The 18007-nt window shown below is 68.5% G+C and carries 20 protein-coding genes; 14 read left to right on the forward strand and 6 right to left on the reverse strand.

The genetic code is table 11. From position 1 onward, the window contains the following. The first annotated feature begins 104 nt into the window (after positions 1-104). Positions 105-767: a 2-polyprenyl-3-methyl-6-methoxy-1,4-benzoquinone monooxygenase gene (gene coq7 / locus ACXJKJ_RS03380; protein WP_457389105.1), complete on the forward strand. Its 663-nt coding sequence runs from the start codon at positions 105-107 to the stop codon at positions 765-767. 11 nt (positions 768-778) lie between these two features. Here coq7 and ACXJKJ_RS03385 read toward each other — a convergent pair whose 3' ends face one another. Both ACXJKJ_RS03385 and ACXJKJ_RS03390 read right to left on the reverse strand, forming a co-directional pair. Beyond that, on the reverse strand, positions 779-1210 hold the full coding sequence (locus ACXJKJ_RS03385; protein WP_056203625.1) for an OsmC family protein: 432 nt from the start codon (positions 1208-1210) through the stop codon (positions 779-781). 12 nt (positions 1211-1222) lie between these two features. Continuing rightward, the gene (locus ACXJKJ_RS03390) at positions 1223-1402 is read right to left on the reverse strand and encodes a hypothetical protein (RefSeq protein ID WP_457389106.1); all 180 of its coding nucleotides are present in this window, start codon (positions 1400-1402) and stop codon (positions 1223-1225) included. A 197-nt stretch (positions 1403-1599) separates the two neighbouring features. Here ACXJKJ_RS03390 and ilvA point away from each other — a divergent pair, with 197 nt between their 5' ends. Continuing rightward, a complete protein-coding gene (gene ilvA / locus ACXJKJ_RS03395; protein WP_457389107.1) occupies positions 1600-3120 on the forward strand; it encodes a threonine ammonia-lyase, biosynthetic in 1521 nt (506 codons plus the stop codon). 32 nt (positions 3121-3152) lie between these two features. Then, positions 3153-4226 carry a nicotinate-nucleotide--dimethylbenzimidazole phosphoribosyltransferase gene (locus ACXJKJ_RS03400; RefSeq protein ID WP_056203250.1) on the forward strand — a complete coding sequence of 358 codons (1074 nt, stop codon included), beginning with the start codon at positions 3153-3155 and terminating at the stop codon, positions 4224-4226. A 16-nt stretch (positions 4227-4242) separates the two neighbouring features. Here ACXJKJ_RS03400 and ACXJKJ_RS03405 read toward each other — a convergent pair whose 3' ends face one another. Beyond that, a complete protein-coding gene (locus ACXJKJ_RS03405; protein WP_457389108.1) occupies positions 4243-4899 on the reverse strand; it encodes a hypothetical protein in 657 nt (218 codons plus the stop codon). Between the two features lie 53 nt (positions 4900-4952). Between ACXJKJ_RS03405 and gspG the strand changes: the two genes are divergently transcribed. From gspG to gspF, 11 genes are all read left to right on the forward strand, one after another. After that, complete coding sequence (gene gspG / locus ACXJKJ_RS03410; RefSeq protein WP_056203245.1) at positions 4953-5387, forward strand: type II secretion system major pseudopilin GspG; 435 nt, start codon at positions 4953-4955, stop codon at positions 5385-5387. Beyond that, complete coding sequence (locus tag ACXJKJ_RS03415; RefSeq protein ID WP_457350054.1) at positions 5359-5826, forward strand: pilus assembly FimT family protein; 468 nt, start codon at positions 5359-5361, stop codon at positions 5824-5826. Before gspG ends, ACXJKJ_RS03415 begins: the two co-directional genes overlap by 29 nt. Beyond that, positions 5823-6191 carry a type II secretion system minor pseudopilin GspI gene (gene gspI, locus ACXJKJ_RS03420; protein ID WP_056203235.1) on the forward strand — a complete coding sequence of 123 codons (369 nt, stop codon included), beginning with the start codon at positions 5823-5825 and terminating at the stop codon, positions 6189-6191. Before ACXJKJ_RS03415 ends, gspI begins: the two co-directional genes overlap by 4 nt. Next, positions 6191-6814 (forward strand): PulJ/GspJ family protein, encoded by a 624-nt coding sequence (locus ACXJKJ_RS03425; RefSeq protein WP_056203230.1) that lies wholly within the window; start codon positions 6191-6193, stop codon positions 6812-6814. The genes gspI and ACXJKJ_RS03425 overlap by 1 nt, the downstream gene beginning before the upstream one ends. After that, positions 6811-7800, forward strand: coding sequence for a type II secretion system minor pseudopilin GspK (gene gspK, locus ACXJKJ_RS03430; protein WP_457389109.1), 990 nt, complete (start codon positions 6811-6813; stop codon positions 7798-7800). The genes ACXJKJ_RS03425 and gspK overlap by 4 nt, the downstream gene beginning before the upstream one ends. Positions 7801-7901: 101 nt before the next feature. Then, positions 7902-9149 carry a type II secretion system protein GspL gene (gspL, locus tag ACXJKJ_RS03435; protein WP_056203225.1) on the forward strand — a complete coding sequence of 416 codons (1248 nt, stop codon included), beginning with the start codon at positions 7902-7904 and terminating at the stop codon, positions 9147-9149. Further along, positions 9149-9673: a type II secretion system protein GspM gene (gene gspM / locus ACXJKJ_RS03440; RefSeq protein ID WP_056203222.1), complete on the forward strand. Its 525-nt coding sequence runs from the start codon at positions 9149-9151 to the stop codon at positions 9671-9673. The genes gspL and gspM overlap by 1 nt, the downstream gene beginning before the upstream one ends. Further along, positions 9673-10557, forward strand: a complete 885-nt coding sequence (gspN, locus tag ACXJKJ_RS03445; RefSeq protein ID WP_457322906.1) for a type II secretion system protein N — start codon at positions 9673-9675, stop codon at positions 10555-10557. The genes gspM and gspN overlap by 1 nt, the downstream gene beginning before the upstream one ends. Positions 10558-10559: 2 nt before the next feature. Beyond that, positions 10560-12797: a type II secretion system secretin GspD gene (gene gspD, locus ACXJKJ_RS03450; RefSeq protein WP_457389110.1), complete on the forward strand. Its 2238-nt coding sequence runs from the start codon at positions 10560-10562 to the stop codon at positions 12795-12797. A 23-nt stretch (positions 12798-12820) separates the two neighbouring features. Next, on the forward strand, positions 12821-14245 hold the full coding sequence (gene gspE / locus ACXJKJ_RS03455) for a type II secretion system ATPase GspE (protein ID WP_457389111.1): 1425 nt from the start codon (positions 12821-12823) through the stop codon (positions 14243-14245). An 11-nt stretch (positions 14246-14256) separates the two neighbouring features. Beyond that, positions 14257-15468 (forward strand): type II secretion system inner membrane protein GspF, encoded by a 1212-nt coding sequence (gene gspF, locus ACXJKJ_RS03460; RefSeq protein ID WP_457322903.1) that lies wholly within the window; start codon positions 14257-14259, stop codon positions 15466-15468. Between the two features lie 163 nt (positions 15469-15631). Here the strand turns inward: gspF and ACXJKJ_RS03465 are convergent, their stop codons facing one another. The 3 genes from ACXJKJ_RS03465 to ACXJKJ_RS03475 form a co-directional block, all read right to left on the reverse strand. Further along, positions 15632-16309 carry an amino acid ABC transporter permease gene (locus ACXJKJ_RS03465; RefSeq protein WP_457389112.1) on the reverse strand — a complete coding sequence of 226 codons (678 nt, stop codon included), beginning with the start codon at positions 16307-16309 and terminating at the stop codon, positions 15632-15634. Continuing rightward, the gene (locus ACXJKJ_RS03470; protein WP_457389113.1) at positions 16306-17007 is read right to left on the reverse strand and encodes an amino acid ABC transporter permease; all 702 of its coding nucleotides are present in this window, start codon (positions 17005-17007) and stop codon (positions 16306-16308) included. Before ACXJKJ_RS03470 ends, ACXJKJ_RS03465 begins: the two co-directional genes overlap by 4 nt. 73 nt (positions 17008-17080) lie before the next feature. Next, positions 17081-17917: an ABC transporter substrate-binding protein gene (locus tag ACXJKJ_RS03475; protein ID WP_457350067.1), complete on the reverse strand. Its 837-nt coding sequence runs from the start codon at positions 17915-17917 to the stop codon at positions 17081-17083. Between the last annotated feature and the right edge of the window lie 90 nt (positions 17918-18007).

The following is an 18007-nucleotide window of genomic DNA, read 5'->3' on the forward strand; positions in this document are numbered from 1 at the left end:
TGAGATGCTGGGGAATTCACGGATATGAAATTATGTGTTGTCGTTGCCGATCCACAACGCCGCCCCAGATTCACCATTTCTTCATCGAAACATTGCTTAACTGAATGCAACCTCGAGCAAGCAATTCACATCGTCGTGATCTGGACTTTCGGGACAGGTTGATCAGCGCGCTCGACGCCGGGCTTCGCACCGTGTTCGTGCCCACCCGCGCCACCCGCCAGTCGCCGTCGGCGGCCCAGTCGCCGGTCGAGTTGGCTGCGGCAGACCAGCAGCACGCGGCAGCGCTGATGCGCGTCAATCACGTCGGTGAAATCTGCGCCCAGGCGCTTTACCAGTCACAGGCGCTGTTCAGCCGCAACGAGCAGCTGCGGCGGCACTTCGAACAAGCCGCCCAGGAAGAACTGGATCACCTCGCCTGGACGGCCGACCGGATCGCCGAACTGGATGGCCATACCAGCCACCTCGCGCCGCTCTGGTGGGCCGGTGCCTTCGCCTGGGGCAGCCTGGCTGGGCTGGCCGGCGATCAATGGAGCCTTGGCTTCGTCGTCGAAACGGAGCGCCAGGTCGAAGCCCACTTGGCCTCGCATCTTCAACGCCTGCCTGAGGCCGACGCGCCATCCCGCGCCATCGTCGACCAAATGCGGCGCGAGGAAGCCGAGCATGCCGACGCGGCCGTTGCCGCCGGCGCGCGGCCATTGCCCGCGCCCATTGCGGAGCTGATGCGCGCGGCAGCCAAGGTCATGACGACCGTGGCTCACCACATCTGATCAGACCTGGCTCAAACTTCAGTGACCTCGAAAGAGGTACTGATGGCCGAGGTCTTGGCCAGCATGGCTGTCGCCGAACAGTATTTCTCGTGCGACAGCGCCACTGCGCGCTCGACGATCTCAGGCTTCAGCCCCTTGCCGCTGACGATGAAGTGAAAGTGGATGGCTGTGAAGACCTTGGGATCGCTGGTGGCGCGCTCGGCCTTCAGCGTCACCTTGCAGCCACGCACATCATGGCGGCCGCGTTTGAGGATGAGCACCACGTCATAGGCCGTGCAGCCGCCCGTGCCCGCCAGCACGGTTTCCATGGGCCGCGGCGCCAGGTTGCGCCCGCCACCGTCCGGCGCGCCGTCCATGCTCAGCACATGACCGCTGCCGGTCTCGGCCACGAAGCTCATGCCACTCGGGCCCTCAGGACCCAGCCAACTGACGGTGCATTCCATGGTCATCTAGAGTCAAAGCTCCAATTCGTTCACGAAAAATATTGCAGCGCAGCATAACTCGGCGTTAAACTGCCACTCAAGCGAAAACGTTTTCGCACCGATTGTCTCCTCCACCGCCTCCATGGTGGATTCAACCCGAGCTTGCAAAAGCTCGGGTTTTTTTTCGCCGAAGGCAGGCAAGCGGCGCCCCATGAGGGTCTCCCCTATCATGCGGCGCCGCAACAAGACATCATGGAGAGACGATGAGCCCCGCCCGGCCGCCCGTAGGGGCTCAACTCCCGCCCGGCGGGACAGCGCGCAGCGCGAAGGGTGCCGCAGGGACCTCTCCCTCGCGCCGACGCCAGCCCCCCGCCAAGGCGCCGTCCAGCACGTCATCTCAGGTGCCCGCGATGCTGCCGCCCGGCAGCAGCTATCTGCAGCGAATCCTGAACGCCCGGGTCTACGAAGTCGCCCGCGAGACCCATCTCCACGCCGCCGCCAAGCTATCCAAGCGCCTGTCCAACAAGGTCTGGCTCAAACGCGAGGACGAGCAGGACGTCTTCAGCTTCAAGCTGCGCGGCGCCTATAACAAGATGGCGCATCTGTCGGCCGAGCAACGCGCGGCCGGCGTCATCTGTGCTTCGGCAGGCAACCACGCCCAGGGCGTGGCGCTGTCGGCGAAAAAGCTCGGCTGCCGCGCCGTCATCGTGATGCCGGTGACCACGCCCCAGGTCAAGGTCGAGGCGGTGCGCGGCCACGGCGGCGAAGTCGTGCTGTTCGGCGAGAGCTTCACCGACGCCTATGGTCACGCCAAGGAACTGGAGAGTGCGCAAGGCCTGACCTTCGTCCACCCCTTTGACGACCCCGACGTCATCGCCGGCCAGGGCACCATCGCCATGGAGCTGCTGCGCCAGCATCCCGGCCCCATCGACGCGATCTTCGTCGCCATCGGCGGCGGCGGCCTCATCTCCGGCGTTGCTGCCTACGTCAAAGCGCTGCGTCCGGAGATCAAGATCATCGGCGTGCAGACCACCGACTCTGACGCCATGCTGCGCTCGGTGAAGGCCGGCAAGCGCGTGACGCTCAGTGACGTCGGCCTGTTCGCCGACGGTACCGCCGTCAAGCTGGTGGGCGAGGAAACCTTCCGCATCGCCCGCGAGCTGGTTGACGACTACATCGTCGTCGACACCGACGCCGTCTGCGCGGCCATCAAGGATGTCTTCGAGGACACGCGTTCCATCCTTGAGCCCTCAGGGGCGATGAGCGTCGCCGCCGTCAAGCAATACGCCGCGACGACTGGCGCCAAGGGCGAAACGCTGGTCGCCATCACCTGCGGCGCCAACATGAACTTCGACCGCCTGCGCTTCGTCGCCGAGCGGGCCGAGGTCGGCGAGCACCGCGAGGCGTTGTTTGCCGTCACCATCCCCGAGGCGCGCGGCAGCTTCAAGCGCTTCTGCGAACTGCTCGGACCGCGCAGCGTCACCGAGTTCAACTACCGCATCGCAGGCGCGGACGTCGCCCATATCTTCGTCGGCATCGCCATCTCCAAGCCCGACGACGCTGCCAAGCTGGCCCGCACCTTCAGCAAGGCCGGCTTCGAGACGCTGGACCTGACCAACGACGAACTCGCGAAGCAGCACATCCGCCACATGGTGGGTGGGCGCAGCGAACTGGCACGCGACGAGCGCCTCTATCGCTTCGTCTTTCCAGAACGGCCGGGCGCGCTGACGCGCTTCCTGTCCAGCATGCACCCCGACTGGAACATCAGCCTTTTCCACTACCGCAACCAGGGCGCCGACTACGGCCGCATCCTGGTCGGCATCCAGGTTCCCAGGGGCGATGCGGCAGCTTTGCGAGAGTTCCTCAACGGCTTGAACTACCCCTTCGAAGACGAAACCTCCAATCCGGTCTATCGCTTGTTCCTCGGTTGAGTTGAAATGCGGGGTCTGACAACGCCTGCGCCATGACCGTTGCCCAACAGTCGCTGATCTCCCCCACCGCCAATCCCGAGCTGGAAAAAGCCCTGCGTGACCGCGTCGATCGACGCTCGGCCATCGCTGGCGGCCTCGGCGAACTGGAACCACTGGCCGTCCGCCTCGGGCTCGTGCAGAACAGCCTGACGCCGCGCTTTCGCGACCCGGTGCTCGGTCTTTTCGCTTCCGATCACGGCATCGTCGTCGACGGCGTCGGCGCCCAATGGGGCCGCGCCACCAGGGACCAGGTGCAGATGGCCCTGCATGCCCAGTTGCCGGTGTCAGTCTTTGCCCGGCTGCAGGGCCTGCACCTGACCGTCGTCGACTGCGGCGTCGCCGAGAACCTGCCCCCTCACGCCCGGCTGCTGGCGCGCAAGGTCGCCCATGGCACGCGCAACGCGCGCACCGCGCATGCGATGAGCGTCGAGCAGGCCCACGCCGGCGTGCGCGTCGGCATGGAGATCGCCGACAACCTGCCCGGCAATGTGCTGGCCTGCGCCTCCATGGGCCAGGGCTCGCCCGAATGCGCCGCCCTGGTGCTGGCGCGGCTGTCCGACCAACCGGTGCGCGACTTCATCGTCTCTGGCCCGACCATGCGCCAGGACGATCTCGTCCATCTGCTCGACGTGCTGCAAGGCGCCCTGGCCCGCCATCGCGACGCCAAGGACCCCATGGACATCATCGCGGCCTTCGGTGGCCACGAGATCGCCGTCATGGTTGGCGCCATGCTCGTCGCGGCCAGCAAGCGCAGCCTCATCATCGTGGACGGCATCGCCGCCTGCGCGGCCCTCAAGCTCGCGTCGCTGATCTGCGCGCCGGTGACCGACTACGCGGTGTTCTGCCGCAGCCATGTGCACCGCGGCCTGGATGAAGCGCTGGCCCTGTTCCATGCCTCCGCCTTGCTTGAACTGGGCATGGACAGCGCCGACGGCACCGGCGCGGCCCTGGCCTGGCCGATGATCCGCGCCGCCGCCGCTCTGCTGACCGATCTGCACGAGGTCGCCGAAGCCCGCGTCGCGGCCCGCCCCGACCCCAGCGCCCACGTCCCGACGCTGGGCGCCTAGCGCCGGCTAAGCTGGCTCAGCGCTGCTGCTCCTCGCGCGTCGGTGGCGAGGCCTGATTTGCCGGCGCCGCGCCATAGACCGAAGGCATGGTGGCCGGCACGGGCGGCGGCACATTGCCGCGCAGCGGCAGGCCCTGTGCATGGGGCGCGGCATTATTGGGATTGCCACTCGGACTGCCGTTCGGATTGCCGCCCAGTACCACCGGAGATGGCGCTGCCGGCGGCAGCGCGCCCGTGGCCGCAGCGGCCGGCGGGCTGATCTGCAAGACCTGGCTGGGCGCCTGGCCGATGCGGCCCAGGCTGGCGCTGCGCACGTCCACGCGCAGCAGGCGCAACTCGCCGTCGACCACTGCGCCGACGCGCACCGTGCGCGCCACGCCGTCCACCTCGATCAGCGCGACGCCCTCGCCGGCCTCGGCCGCCTTCGCGTTCCTGGGCGCGACAACACCCAGCAGGCGCAGCCGCGTCGATACCGCGACCTCGGGCTCGGGCACGGCCTCGGGCGCCGTCACGCCGAGCAGCCGGCTCAGGTCGACCGCGCCGCCACGCCCCTCACCGGCCGGCAGCACCGAAGCCGGCATGGCCAGCGGCCGTGCGAGCAGTTGCAGGCTCCAGTAAGCCACCGAGCCGCCGAGCAGCAGCCACACCGTAAACGCCATCGTTCGAGCAAGCATGGCCCATTATGATGGCCCGCTCACCGCAGCTCAGCGCTTCCACGCCCCCAGACATGCGTCGCTCCTCCCTCACCGGCTCCGTTGCCCGCGGCTTCACGCTGATCGAACTGTTGGTCGTGCTCGTCATCATCGGCGTGCTCGCGGCCCTCGTCGTGCCCAACGTGCTGGACCGCGCCGAAGACGCTCGCGTCACCGCCGCCCGCACCGACGTCAACAACCTGATGCAGGCGCTCAAGATCTACAAGCTGGACAACCAGCGCTATCCGAGCTCGGAGCAGGGCCTGGACGCCCTCGTGCACAAGCCCACGGCCGGCAACCCGCCGCCGAACTGGAAGCCCTATCTGGAGAAGCTGCCCAACGACCCCTGGGGCCACCCCTACCAGTACGCCAATCCCGGCGTGAAGGGCGAGGTTGATATCTATAGCTTTGGCGCCGACGGCCGCGCCGGCGGCGAGGGCCGTGACGCGGACATCGGTTCCTGGCAGTAAGTCCAGGGGCTTCACGCTCATCGAGCTGCTGGTCGTCGTCGCACTGATCGCGATCACCAGCGCCACGATCACGCTGGCGCTGCGCGACCCCGCCGAGCTGCAGCTGCAGCGCGAAGCCCAGCGCCTGGCCGCACTGCTGGAGACGGCGCGTGCCGAGAGCCGCGCGTCGGGCCTGGACGTGCGCTGGATCCCCAAGGGCATCAAGACCGGTGACGACTTCCGCTTCGAAGGCCTGCCCCGCACCATCCAGCTGCCGACGCGCTGGCTCGGCGAGCCGGTGGCCGTGCTGATCGAGAACGCGACCGCCACCAACCCTGGCCTGAGGCTCGGCCCCGAACCCGTCATCCCCGCCCAGCGCCTGCGCCTGCAGCTCGGCAGCCAGCAACTCGTGCTGGCCACCGACGGCCTGGCCGCCTTCGACATCGTCACGCCGCAATGAATCCCGTGCATGACCAGCGCGGCTTCACGTTGATCGAGGTCCTCGTCGCCCTGGTCATCGTCGCCATTGCGCTGGGCGCCGGCATCAAGGCTGCCGGGGCGCTGACCAACAACGCCGAGCGCCTGGCCCAGGTCAGCGCGGGCCAATGGTGTGCCGAGAACCTGTTGACCGAATTGCGCTTGACGCAGCAGTTTCCCGACATCGGCGAATCGCCCTTCAGCTGCGAGCAGCTCGGCCGCAGCTATGGCGGCAAGCTCAGGGTCAGCCCGACGCCCAACCCACTGTTCCGCCGCGTCGACGCCGACGTCACCGACGACCAGGGCCGCCCCGTGCTCAGCCTGAGCACCATCATGGGCAAGTTCTGATGAAGGTGCGCGGCTTCACCCTCGTCGAGGTGCTCGTCGCCCTGGTCGTCATGGCGACGATGGCGGCCATGGCTTGGCGCGGCATCGACGCCCTCGTGAGAAGCCGCGAGATCGCCCAGGCCCACCTGGCCCAGACCGCCCGGCTGCAGACCGTGCTGGCGCAGTGGGAGGTCGACCTGCACGCCTTGCAGGACAGCCACAGCACCGTGCAACCCATCGCTTTCGACGGCGGCAACCTCGTGCTGACCCGCCAGGCACCGACCGGTTTGCAGGTCGTCGTCTGGACCCTGCGCGAAGGCAGCCTATGGCGATGGGAAAGCCCGGCGCAGCGTACCGTGCAGGACCTCGAAGACCAGCGCCAGCGCGGCCTGCAGCAACTGGACCAGCGCAACCCGGCCCTACGCGCATTCGACGGCGTGGCCGGCTGGCAGTTCTATTGCTACTGGGGCAATGCCTGGAGCAACTGCCAGTCCACCGGCGGCAACGGCAACGACAACGCCGGCCCCGTCAACCCCAAGACGCCGACCCAGCCGCCCGCCGGCCTGCGCGTGGCCATGCAGTTCGCCGAGGGCAGCGGCCTGACTGGCACGCTGACGCGCGAGCTGGAGGTGACCGTTCGATGAAGACTCGTCAGAGCGGCGCCGCCTTGCTGACGGCCATGATCATCGTCACGCTGATTGCCAGCCTCGCCGCCGGCATGGTCTGGCAGCAGTACCGCGCAGTGCAGATCGAAGCCGCCGACCGCGCCCGCGCGCAGAGCGCCTGGATCCTGCAGGGCGCGCTGGACTGGGCCCGCCTGATCCTGAAAGAGGACGCCCGAGGCAACAGCCAGCAGCGGAAGAAGATCGACCACCTCGGCGAGCCCTGGGCCGTGCCGCTGGCCGAGGCGCGGCTGTCCACCTTCCTGGCTGCCGACCGAACGGCGGCCAGCGACGACGACGGCCCCGAGGCCTTCCTGTCCGGCACCATCGAGGACGCGCAGAGCCGCTACAACCTGCGCGCACTGCTTGGCGGTGCAAAGGTGCCGGAGTTGGAGCAGCGCGTGCTGGAGCGGCTGTGCAGCCAGGTCAACGCGGCGCCCGGCGCGGCTGCCGTCATCGTCACCGGCCTGCGGAGCGCTTTCCCGGCGCCGGCCAGCGCCGCCAGCGGGCCCGGCGTGCCTGCGAGCGATGCGGCCATCAGCGAGTCCGGCCCCCTGCAGCCGGCCGGCCTGGACCAGCTCGCCTGGCTGGGCCTGGACGCCGACACCCTCAAGCGCCTGCAGCCCTATGTGGTGCTGCTGCCCAAGCCCACGCCGGTCAACTTGAACACCGCGCCGCGCGAAGTCATCGCAGCGCTGTTCGAAGGCGTCGACCTCGCCTCGGCCGAGCGCCTGGTGCAGGGCCGCAAGGCCCAGCCGCTACAGAACGTCGACGACGCCAAGAATTTCCTGCCCGCCGCTGTCGACCTCAGCGGCAACCGGGCGTCGGTGGATTCGTCCTACTTCATCGTCACCGGCCGGCTGCGCCTTGACGAGCGTCAGCTCGAACAGCGCTCGCTGATCTTTCGCAACAACCTGAGCATGGACGTCCTCGCCCGCGAGCGCATCAACCAGCTGCTGGATCAGTGATTCCTTGAACTCGAACCCGGCTACAGACTTTCACCGGCGGCTTGGCGCCCGGGCCGGGAAGGCAGCCGCCCCTCCTAGAATGCGCCGCCCCTGATCTCCCAATGAGCACCCTGCTGCTGTTCCTGCCCCCACGGACGCGCCTGCGCGCCCTGGGCAAAGCCGCGTCCGCCGCGGCCGAGCTGCCGCGCGCCAACGCGGTGCGCGAGTACGACTACGCACTGACGCCGGATGGCCGCCAGATCACCGCCGAGGGCCGTGCCGCGCCGGGTGGCTTGCCGGCGGCGGACAGCGTCATCGCCGTCGTCAACGAGTCCGATGTGGCCTGGCGCCGCGTCGAACTGCCGCGCGCCGGCCGCCAGATGCGCGCTGCCCTGGCCGGCAAGCTTGAGGAGGCCCTGCTCGACGAGCCCGACACCCTGCACTTTGCGGTCGAGCCCGACGCCCTGGGCGGCGACACGGCCTGGATCGCCGTCACGTCGCGCCCCTGGCTGGCCGAGCATCTGGCCCAGCTCGAAGCGGCCCATATCTTCATCGATCGCGTCGCACCGCTGTCCTGGCCCGACGAATTGCCGCGCGGCCATTTCTTTGAAGCCAATGGCGCCGGCGTCGCCCTGCGCTGGAGCCATGTCGACGGCGTCGCCACCCTGCCGCTGGAAGGCGGCCTGGCGCGCCAGCTCTTCCCGCCTGGCCTCGTGCATGCCGCGCAGTGGACGGCCACGCCAGCTGTGGCGACAGTGGCCGAGCGCTGGCTGGGCACGACGGTCACCGTGCAGACGCCGACGCAGCGGGGGCTGGCCGTCGTCGACAACGCCTGGGATTTCCGCCAGTTCGACCTCGCGCCCCGCGCCCGTGGCGTGCGCGCCCTGCGCCTTCTCAGCCGCGGGCTGATGCGCAAGCCCTGGCAGCCCGTGCGCTACGGCCTGGCCGGCCTGGCCATCGTTCAGCTGCTGGGCCTCAACCTGTGGGCCTGGCACCAGCATCGCGAGGTGGCGGCGCGACGCGAGGCGGTCACGACAACGCTGACCGGCGCTTTCCCGCAGGTGCGTGCCATCCTCGACGCGCCGGTGCAGATGCAAAAGCAGCTCGACCTGCTGCGCGCCAGCGCCGGCAGCGTCGGCGAGCAGGACCTCGAAGCCCTGCTCGCGGCCGCTGCCATGGCCTGGCCGGCCGACCGCCCGCCGACTGATGCGCTGGCCTTCGAGCCCGGCCGCCTCACGGTGTCGGCACAGGGCTGGGCCCAGCCCCAGATCGACAATTTCCGCAATCAGCTGCGCAGCGAAGGCTGGCAGCTGGACGCCAGCGAGGGCAAGCTGACCATCAGCCGCACCAACGCGCAAGGACGCCCCTGATGGCCCGCTTCAATTCCAGCGCCGGCGACGGCCTCTCCGCCCAACTCGGCCAGGCCAAGGCCCAGGCGCTCGCGCACTGGCAAGCCCTGGGCGAACGCGAACGCTTAGCCGTGGGTGCCATCGGCCTGCTGCTCGGCCTGCTGCTGGCCTGGAGCGTGCTGCTCGCGCCGGCCCTGCGAACGCTGAAGACAGCGCCCACCGAACTGGACCGGCTGGAGCTGCAACTGCAGCAGATGCAGGCCCAGGCCCAGGAGGCCCAGGCGCTGCGCGCGGCGCCGCCGGTGCCGCCCGACCAGGCCCAGGCCGCATTGAAGGCCTCCGTCGAACACCTGGGCGCCGCAGCCCGCCTGAACCTCACGGGCGACCGCGCCGTCGTCACGCTCACCGGCGTCGCACCCGAGCTGCTGCAGGGCTGGCTGGGCGAGGTGCGCTCGGCAGCGCGGGCCCGGCCCGTCGAAGCTCAGCTGACGCGCGGCCCCAAGGGCTATGCCGGCACGCTGGTGCTGAGCCTGGGAGGCGCCTGATGGCCTTGTTCAAGAAGCGCAGCGGCCACACGACGCAGCAAATGTCGGACTCGGTGCTGGGCAGCGGCAGCTATGGCGGCCGTGCGGTGCGCCACCGCACGCCCCGGCGCTGGGCCGTGGGCGGCGCCCTGATCGGCATCCTCGCCGCGCTCATCGTCTTTGCGCCGGCGAGCTGGCTGGCACGCGCGCTGGCCTCGGCCAGCAACGACCACCTGCTCATCGTCGACACGCGCGGCAGCGTCTGGAATGGCTCGGGCGTGCTGGTGCTGACCGGTGGCACCGGCAGCCGTGATGCCTCGGCCCTGCCCGGCCGGCTGTACTGGCGCATGGCCGTCAAAGGCCTGGGCCTGCAGCTCGCGGCGCGCCAGGACTGCTGCATCAACGGCGACCTGCTGCTGGGCGTCAAGCCGGGCCTGGGCCGCATGGAGATCAGCGTCGACAACCAGGCCGACTGGCTGGCCCGCCTGCCCGCCGGCCTGCTGGCGGGCCTGGGCACGCCGTGGAACACGCTGCAGCTGGGTGGCTCGCTGCGCCTGTCGGCCCGCGAGCTGAGGCTCGAATCGGTGCAGGGCCGCTGGCGCCAGTTCGGCGAGCTGCAGCTGGACCTGCTCAACCTGTCCTCGCGCGTGTCCACGGTTGCGCCACTGGGCAGCTACCGTTTCACCGTGACGGCCGACACGGCCAATCCCGGCGTCAGCACGCTGCGCCTGTCCACGCTGGAGGGCGCACTGCAGCTTTCGGGCGTCGGCACACTGAACAGCGGTGGCAAGAGCCGCTTCACTGGTGAGGCCGGCGCCGCGCCGGGCCGCGAGGAAGCACTGAACAATCTGCTGAACATCATCGGGCGCCGCCAAGGGGCCCGCTCCGTCCTGACGATCGGATGATCATGAATTTCCAACGCACCGCCGTCGCTTCGGCTACCGCGCTCTCCGTGCTGCTGACGTCCGCAGGCAGCGCGTTCGCCCAGCCCGACAGCGCCACAGTGCAGCGCGGCCGGCCAGGCTCGGGCAAAGGCCCCGCCGTACGCGCCAGCTCGCCGGTCACACTGAACTTCGTCAACGCCGACATCGAGGCCGTCACCCGCGCCATCGGCGTCATGCTGGACCGCCAGATCATCATCGACCCGCGCGTCAAGGGCACGATCACGGTCTACAGCGAGCAGCCGGTGTCGGTGCGCGAGGCTTACCTCAACTACCTCGCAGCGCTGCGCGGCCTGGGCTTCACCGTCGTCGAGACGGCCGGCCTCTTGAAGGTACTGCCCGAGCCCGACGCCAAGCTGCAGGCCGGCTCGGTGGCCGTCGAGACCAGCGCAGTGCGTGGCGACCAGATCCTGACGCAGATCTTCCGCATCCAGCACGAGAACGCGAACAACCTCGTCGCCGTGCTGCGCCCGCTGATCAGCCCCAACAACACCATCAATGCCAACCCGGGCAATAACAGCCTGATCATCACCGACTACGCCGACAACCTGCAGCGCATCGCCAAGATCATCGCGGCGATGGACACGCCGGGCACCAGCGACATTGAGATCGTGCCGCTGAAGAATGCCGTCGCGGCCGACCTGGCACCGCTGGTGCAGCGCCTGGCCGATGGCGGTGCGGCCGTCGGCGGGGCCGTGCCCGGCCAGAGCAGCAGCGCCGTCAACGTGCTCGTCGACCCGCGCTCCAACGGCCTCATCCTGCGCGCCAGCAACCCGGCGCGCCTGGCCGCGGTGCGTTCGATGGTCGACAAGCTCGACCAGCCCAGCGGCGATGGCGGCGGCAACAACATCCGCGTCGTCTACCTGAAGAACGCCGACGCCACCAAGCTGGCCACCGTGCTGCGTGCGGCTTTCGGCGCTGCCTCGTCGAGCAGCAGCAGTGGCGGCAGTTCCTCCGGCACGTCCAGCCTCAGTGGCAGCGGCTCGCTGACTGGCGCCTCGCCCTCGCTGACCGGCGGCAACGCCGCCAACAGCAACACCGGCGGCATGAGCTCGACCGCCGCGACGACGCCGCTGACGCAGTCAGCCGGCCCTTCCACCGGCGGCTTCGTGCAGGCCGACCCGTCGACCAACTCACTGATCATCACGGCTGCCGAGCCGCTGTACCGGCAGGTGCGCGCCGTTATCGAGCAGCTCGATTCGCGCCGCGCCCAGATCTACGTCGAGTCGCTGATCGTCAAGATCGACAACACCAAGGCGGCCCAGTTCGGCGTGCAGTGGCAGAACCTGTTCGGCAGCAAGGGCGACAACACCATCACCGGCGCGGGCACCAACTTCGGCTCAGGCCTGTCCAACATCATCAACGGCACCGTGGCTGTCGCCGGCGGTCGCAGCGGCGTGGCCTCGGCCCTGGGCTCGGGCTCGGCGCCCACCGGCCTGAACATCGGCATCCTGAGAAAGGTCGGCGACTTCTACACGCTCGGCGCGGTGGCCAATTTCTTCGAAAGCCAGAGCGGCGCCAACGTGCTGTCCACGCCCAACCTCGTGGCGCTGGACAACGAGGAGGCCCGCATCGTCATCGGCCAGAACGTGCCCTTCGTGACCGGCTCCTACGCCAGCAGCGGCGGGTCGACTGGCGGCACCGTCAACCCCTTCACGACGGTGGACCGCAAGGACGTGGGTCTGACGCTGAAGATCAAGAGCCAGATCGGCGAAGGCGGCACCGTGCGCATGGTGGTCTACCAGGAGAACTCCTCCGTGGTGCCCGGCTCCAACAGCACCACCGGCCCGACGCTGGACAAGAGCGCCATCGAGACCAGCGTCGTCGTCGATGACGGCGACATCATCGTGCTCGGCGGCCTGCTGAAGGATGAGTACACCGACGGCGACGACGGCGTGCCCGGGCTGTCCAAGATCCCGCTGATCGGCAACCTCTTCAGCAGCAAGAACCGCAAGCGCGTAAAGACCAACCTGATGGTCTTCCTGCGCCCCGTCGTCATGCGCAACGCCGACAGCGCCAACCAGCTGACGCTGGACCGCTACGAAAGCATCCGCGGCGTGCAGCAGAGCAGTCAGCCGCAGAAGAGCCTGGTTCTGCCCGACACCGGCGCGCCGGTGCTGCCCGAGCCCAAGACTTCGCCGCCGAACAAGGCGCTGCCGCAGCCGTCACTGCAGCCGCCGCAGCAGCAGCAATCGCCGCAGTAATCGCCACAGTAAGCGATCGATCCATGGCCGCCACCCGCCACCCCCTGCCCTACGCCTTCGCCAAGGCCAACACCGTGCTGCTGGAGGACGACGGCAGCACGCTGACGCTGTGGGCACCGCCCGAGGTCGGCTGGGCCACGCTGTCCGAGGTGCAGCGCCAGTACGCGGTGGACCGGCTCGAATCCGAAGCCGTCACGTCGCTGGCCGAGCGCATCAACGCCGCCTATGCCGGCAGTGAATCGAGCGCAGCCGTCGTCGTCGGCGAGGTCGAGAGCGCGGTGGACCTGTCGCGCATGATGCAGGACCTGCCGGCCGTGGAAGACCTGCTCGAAGCGGCCAACGACGCGCCCATCATCCGCATGCTGAACGCCCTGCTGACCCAGGCGGCCAAGGACGGCGCGAGCGACATCCACATCGAACCCTATGAGCGCGCCTCGTCGGTGCGCTTTCGCGTCGACGGCACGCTGCGCGAAGTGGTGCAGCCCAACCGTGGCCTGCACGCCGCGCTGATCTCGCGGCTGAAGATCATGGCCGAGCTCGACATCGCCGAGAAGCGCCTGCCGCAGGACGGCCGCATCTCGCTGCGCATCGGCGGCCGCGCCATCGACGTGCGCGTGTCCACCCTGCCCTCGGCGCACGGCGAACGCGCGGTGCTGCGCCTGCTGGACAAGAGCGAATCCAAGTTCACGCTCGAGGGCCTGGGCATGGACGGCAACGTGCTGACCGCCTTCAAGAAGTTGGTGCAGCAGCCCCACGGCATCGTGCTGGTCACCGGCCCGACCGGCTCGGGCAAGACGACCTCGCTGTACGCCTCGCTGCAGACCGTCGACACCAGCACGACCAATGTGCTGACCGTCGAGGACCCGATCGAGTACGAGCTGCCCGGCATCGGCCAGACCCAGGTCAACAGCAAGATCGACCTGACCTTCGCCAAGGCCCTGCGCGCCATCCTGCGCCAGGACCCGGACGTCATCATGATCGGCGAAATCCGCGACTACGAGACCGCGCAGATCGCCATCCAGGCCTCGCTGACCGGCCACTTGGTGCTGGCCACGCTGCACACGAACGACGCGCCCAGCGCCGTCACGCGCCTGACCGACATGGGTGTCGAGCCCTTCCTGCTGAGCAGCTCGCTGCTCGGCGTGCTGGCCCAGCGCCTGGTGCGGCGCCTGTGCCCCGTCTGCAAGCGCCAGGACGACCATGGCCGCTGGCACCCCGTCGGTTGCGATGCCTGCGGCCACACGGGCTACAAGGGCCGCACAGGCGTGTATGAGCTGATGGTGGCCGACGAAGCCGTGCGCAGCCTCATCCACAACCGAGCGCCGGAGAGCCAGCTGCAGGCCGCCGCCGAGGCCAACGGCCTGCGCTCCATGCGCGAGGACGGTGAAAGGTTGATCGACGCCGGTGTGACGTCGCTCGAAGAAGTGCTGCGCGTGACGCGCGAATAGGCTGACCCAACGTGCCGGCCTACAAATACGAAGCCCTCACCGATGCCGGCCGCCAGAGCAGCGGCCTGATCGAGGCCGACAACCCGCGTGCGGCGCGTGCCATGGTGCGCGCACAAGGCCTGACGCCACTGTCGATCGAGATGGTGCAGCAGCACGGCACCCAGGAAGGCAGCCGCTTCACCCGCCGCGTCTTCAGCACGACGGCACTGGCCGTCTGGACGCGCCAGCTCGCCGGCCTGGTCGGCTCCAGCCTGCCCATCGAGCGTGCGCTGACGGCCCTGGCCGATGAGAGTGAAGACACCAAGCAGCGCGAGCTGATCTCGCAACTGAAAGCCGAGGTCAATGCCGGCTCGACCTTCGCGCGGGCGCTGGGCCTGGCACCTCGTGAGTTCGACGAGGTCTATCGCGGCGTCGTGGCTGCCGGCGAACAGAGCGGCGCGCTGGGCCAGGTGCTGGAGAAGCTCGCCGACGACCTCGAGGAGCGCCAGGACCTGAAGGCCAAGCTCATCGGCGCCATGGCCTACCCGGCTATCGTCTCCTTCATCTCGGTGCTGATCGTCATCTTCCTCGTCACCTACGTGGTGCCGCAGATCGCGACCGTGTTCACCAGTTCCAAGCGCGCCCTGCCCGCGTTGACGGTCGCGATGCTCGCCGTCAGCGACTTCGTGCGCAGCTGGGGCTGGGCCATGCTCGCCGTCCTCGTCGCCGGCGGCGTGGCGCTGCGCTTCGCGTTGAAGGCGCCGGCCTTCCGGCTGCGCTTCGACGCGGGCATCCTCGGCCTGCCCCTGGTCGGGCGACTGGCGCGCGGCTACAACGCCGCTCGCTTTGCCGGCACGCTGGCCATGCTGGCCGGTGCCGGCGTGCCCATCCTGAAGGCGCTGCAGGCGGCGGCCGAGACCCTGTCCAACCGCGCCATGCAGGCCGATGCGCTGGACGCCCTCGTGCAGGTTCGCGAAGGCGCGCCGCTCGGCTCGGCCCTGGCCGGCAAGAAGCGCTTCCCTGGCATCCTGGCGATGTTCGCCCGCCTGGGCGAGCAGACCGGCCAACTGCCCGAGATGCTGGGCCGCGCGGCGCGCCAGTTGGGCGTCGAGGTGCAGCGCCGCTCGATGGCTGCTGCCACGCTGCTCGAACCGCTGCTCATCGTGGCGATGGGCGCGGTGGTGCTGCTGATCGTGCTGGCGGTACTGCTGCCTATCATCCAGCTGAACACCTGGGTGAAATAGACCACCCCCTACCGCAGCGAAGCTGCGGCCCCCTCAAGGGGGCTGAGCCCGGACACAAACAGTCCTGAGGACTGTTTGTGCCTGGCGAAGGACAAGGCCTCTGGCCTTGGCAACCGCTGGTGGCCCGGCAAAGCCGGTTCCACGACGGTCGCTGGGTAAGGCACTACACGGCCGCGAGGCGTCGTTCGGCGAGCTTGGCGATGCGCGTCAACCCGAAGCACATGACGAAGTAGCAACCCGCCAGCGTCAGGTAGATTTCCACCGGCTTGACCAGCACCTGGGCGTTGATCTGGTTGGCGATGAAGGACAGCTCGGAGAGGCCGATGATGGTGCCCAGCGACGTCTCCTTGATGGTTGCGACGAACTGGTTGATCAGCGAGGGCAGCATGTGGCGCAAGGCCTGGGGCAGCAGCACCGAACGCAGCGCCTGGCCGCGCGTCATGCCCAGTGACATCGACGCCTGCAGCTGGCCGCGTGGCAAGGCCTGCAGGCCGGCATGCACGATCTCGGCAAGGTAAGCAGCGTCAAAGACGATCAGCGCGACCAGCATGGTGCTGAACTGGTCGGTCTTGTGGCCGGTCACCGTGGGCAGGAAGAAATAGGCCCAGAACACCACCATCAGCAGCGGCGTGCCACGCACCCCCCAGACCCAGCCGGTCACCGGCAGGCGCAGCCAGCGATTCGGGCTGAAGCGGGCCAGGCCCAGCAGCACGCCCAGCGGCAGCGCGAGCACCAGGCCCAGCGTGGCCAGGATCACCGTCAACGCCAGGCCACCGAGCGGGCCGTGCGGGTACTGGCCGACGAGGAAGTAGAGCCAGTAGGTATCGACGAGTTCACTCATCGCCGTGCCCCCTGAGGCGACACCACGTGCTGCGCCCATTGCGCCAGCCCCGTCAGCACCAGTGACACCGACAGATAGGCCACCGTGACGAGGGCAAAGGTCTCGAAGCCGCGAAAGCTCGCCGACTCGACGCGCTGGGCCTGCGTCATCAGCTCGGCCGCGCCGATGACGGTGGCGATGCTGGTGTTCTTCCAGAGGTTGAGCGTCTGTGACAGCAGCGGTGGCAGCGTGATGCGCAGGGCCTGCGGCAGCACGACCAGGCGCATGCCGGCGAGGAAGCTGAAGCCCAGGGCCATGGCCGCATCCAGCTGGGCGCCGGGCACGGCACGCACCCCGGAGCGGATGTCCTCGCTCATGTAGGCGGCCGTGTACAGCGTCAGCGCGGCCCAGGCGCTGAAGACCTCGATATTGCCGGCGTAGACCTTTTCCTTGATGCCGGCGGGCAGCAGCTCCGGCGCGCCAAAGTACCAGAACAGCATGTGCACCAGCAGCGGCACGCAGCGCACGGCCTCGACATAGCCTTCTCCGATGACGCGCAACGCGCGCCACGGTGACAGGCGCAGCAACGCGATGAAGACAGCCAAAGGCAGCGCGGTCAGCAGCGTCAGGCCGGTCAGCAGCAGCGACAGGCGCAGGCCTTGCAGCAGCCAGGTGAGGTAGTCGCCCTGCAGCAGCGGGGCAAAGGAAAGGACGGGCATTGGGGGGCTCACCAGAAACGAGGCAGCCGCCGGCCCTCGTGAGGCGGCGGCTGCAATCAGACAGACCGACGAATCAGCTTTCGACCTTGTCGCTGTCGATCTTGAAGGTGCGCTTGGGGAACTTCAGACGCGTGTCCGGGCCATACCACTTGACGAACAGCTTGTCGGCTTCGCCACCCTTCTCCAGGCCGCTCAGCGCCGCATCGACCTCGGCCTTCAGGCGCTTCTCGCCCTTGCGAATGCCGATGGCCAGGGGCTCGACGCTGATGTTCTGTTCCAGGATGCGGTACTGCGCCGACGCCGCGCCGAGCTTGGCGTGCTGATCCAGCAGCGAGACCTCATCGTTGACAAAGGCCACGCCCTTGCCCTGCTGCAGCGCCTGGAAGGCCTGCGGGCCGGTGTCGAAGGTGACGACGTCGACCTGAGGTACGGCCTTGCGAATATTGGGCTCCTGCGTGCCGCCTTTGATGGTGACGACCTTCTTGCCGGCGAGCGCGGCTACGTTCTGGATACCGCTGTCGGCTTTGACGAGGACCTTCTGGCCGGTGACGAAGGTGGTCAGCGAGAAGTCGATGACGGCCTCGCGCTCCTTGTTGTGCGTGAGGGAGGCAGCCAGCAGGTCGACATGGCCTTGCTGTAGCTCGGGGATGCGCGCAGCGACGGCGAGCTGCTTGATCTGCAGCTTGACGCCCAGCCGGGTGGCGATGGCGCGGGCCAGATCGACCTCGTAGCCAATGATTTCGCGCGTCTTGGGGTCGATGAAGCTGTTGGGCTCGTCGGTGCCGAGCACGCCGACCACGAGCTCGCCCTTCTTCTTGATGTCGTCGAGCTGGTCGGCGTGGGCGACCTGCACTGCAAAGAGGCCGGCAGCGACCAAGGCCTGGGTGATTACGCGGCGGGAGAGAGTCATCTGGATTCCTGGAGAACAAGTGGTCGCATGCTAGGAATCACATAAGCCGCCGTGAACGATGCTTTTCGCATTTGCTTGTGCGGCGGGGCG

This window comes from Roseateles sp. P5_E1 (assembly GCF_054049335.1).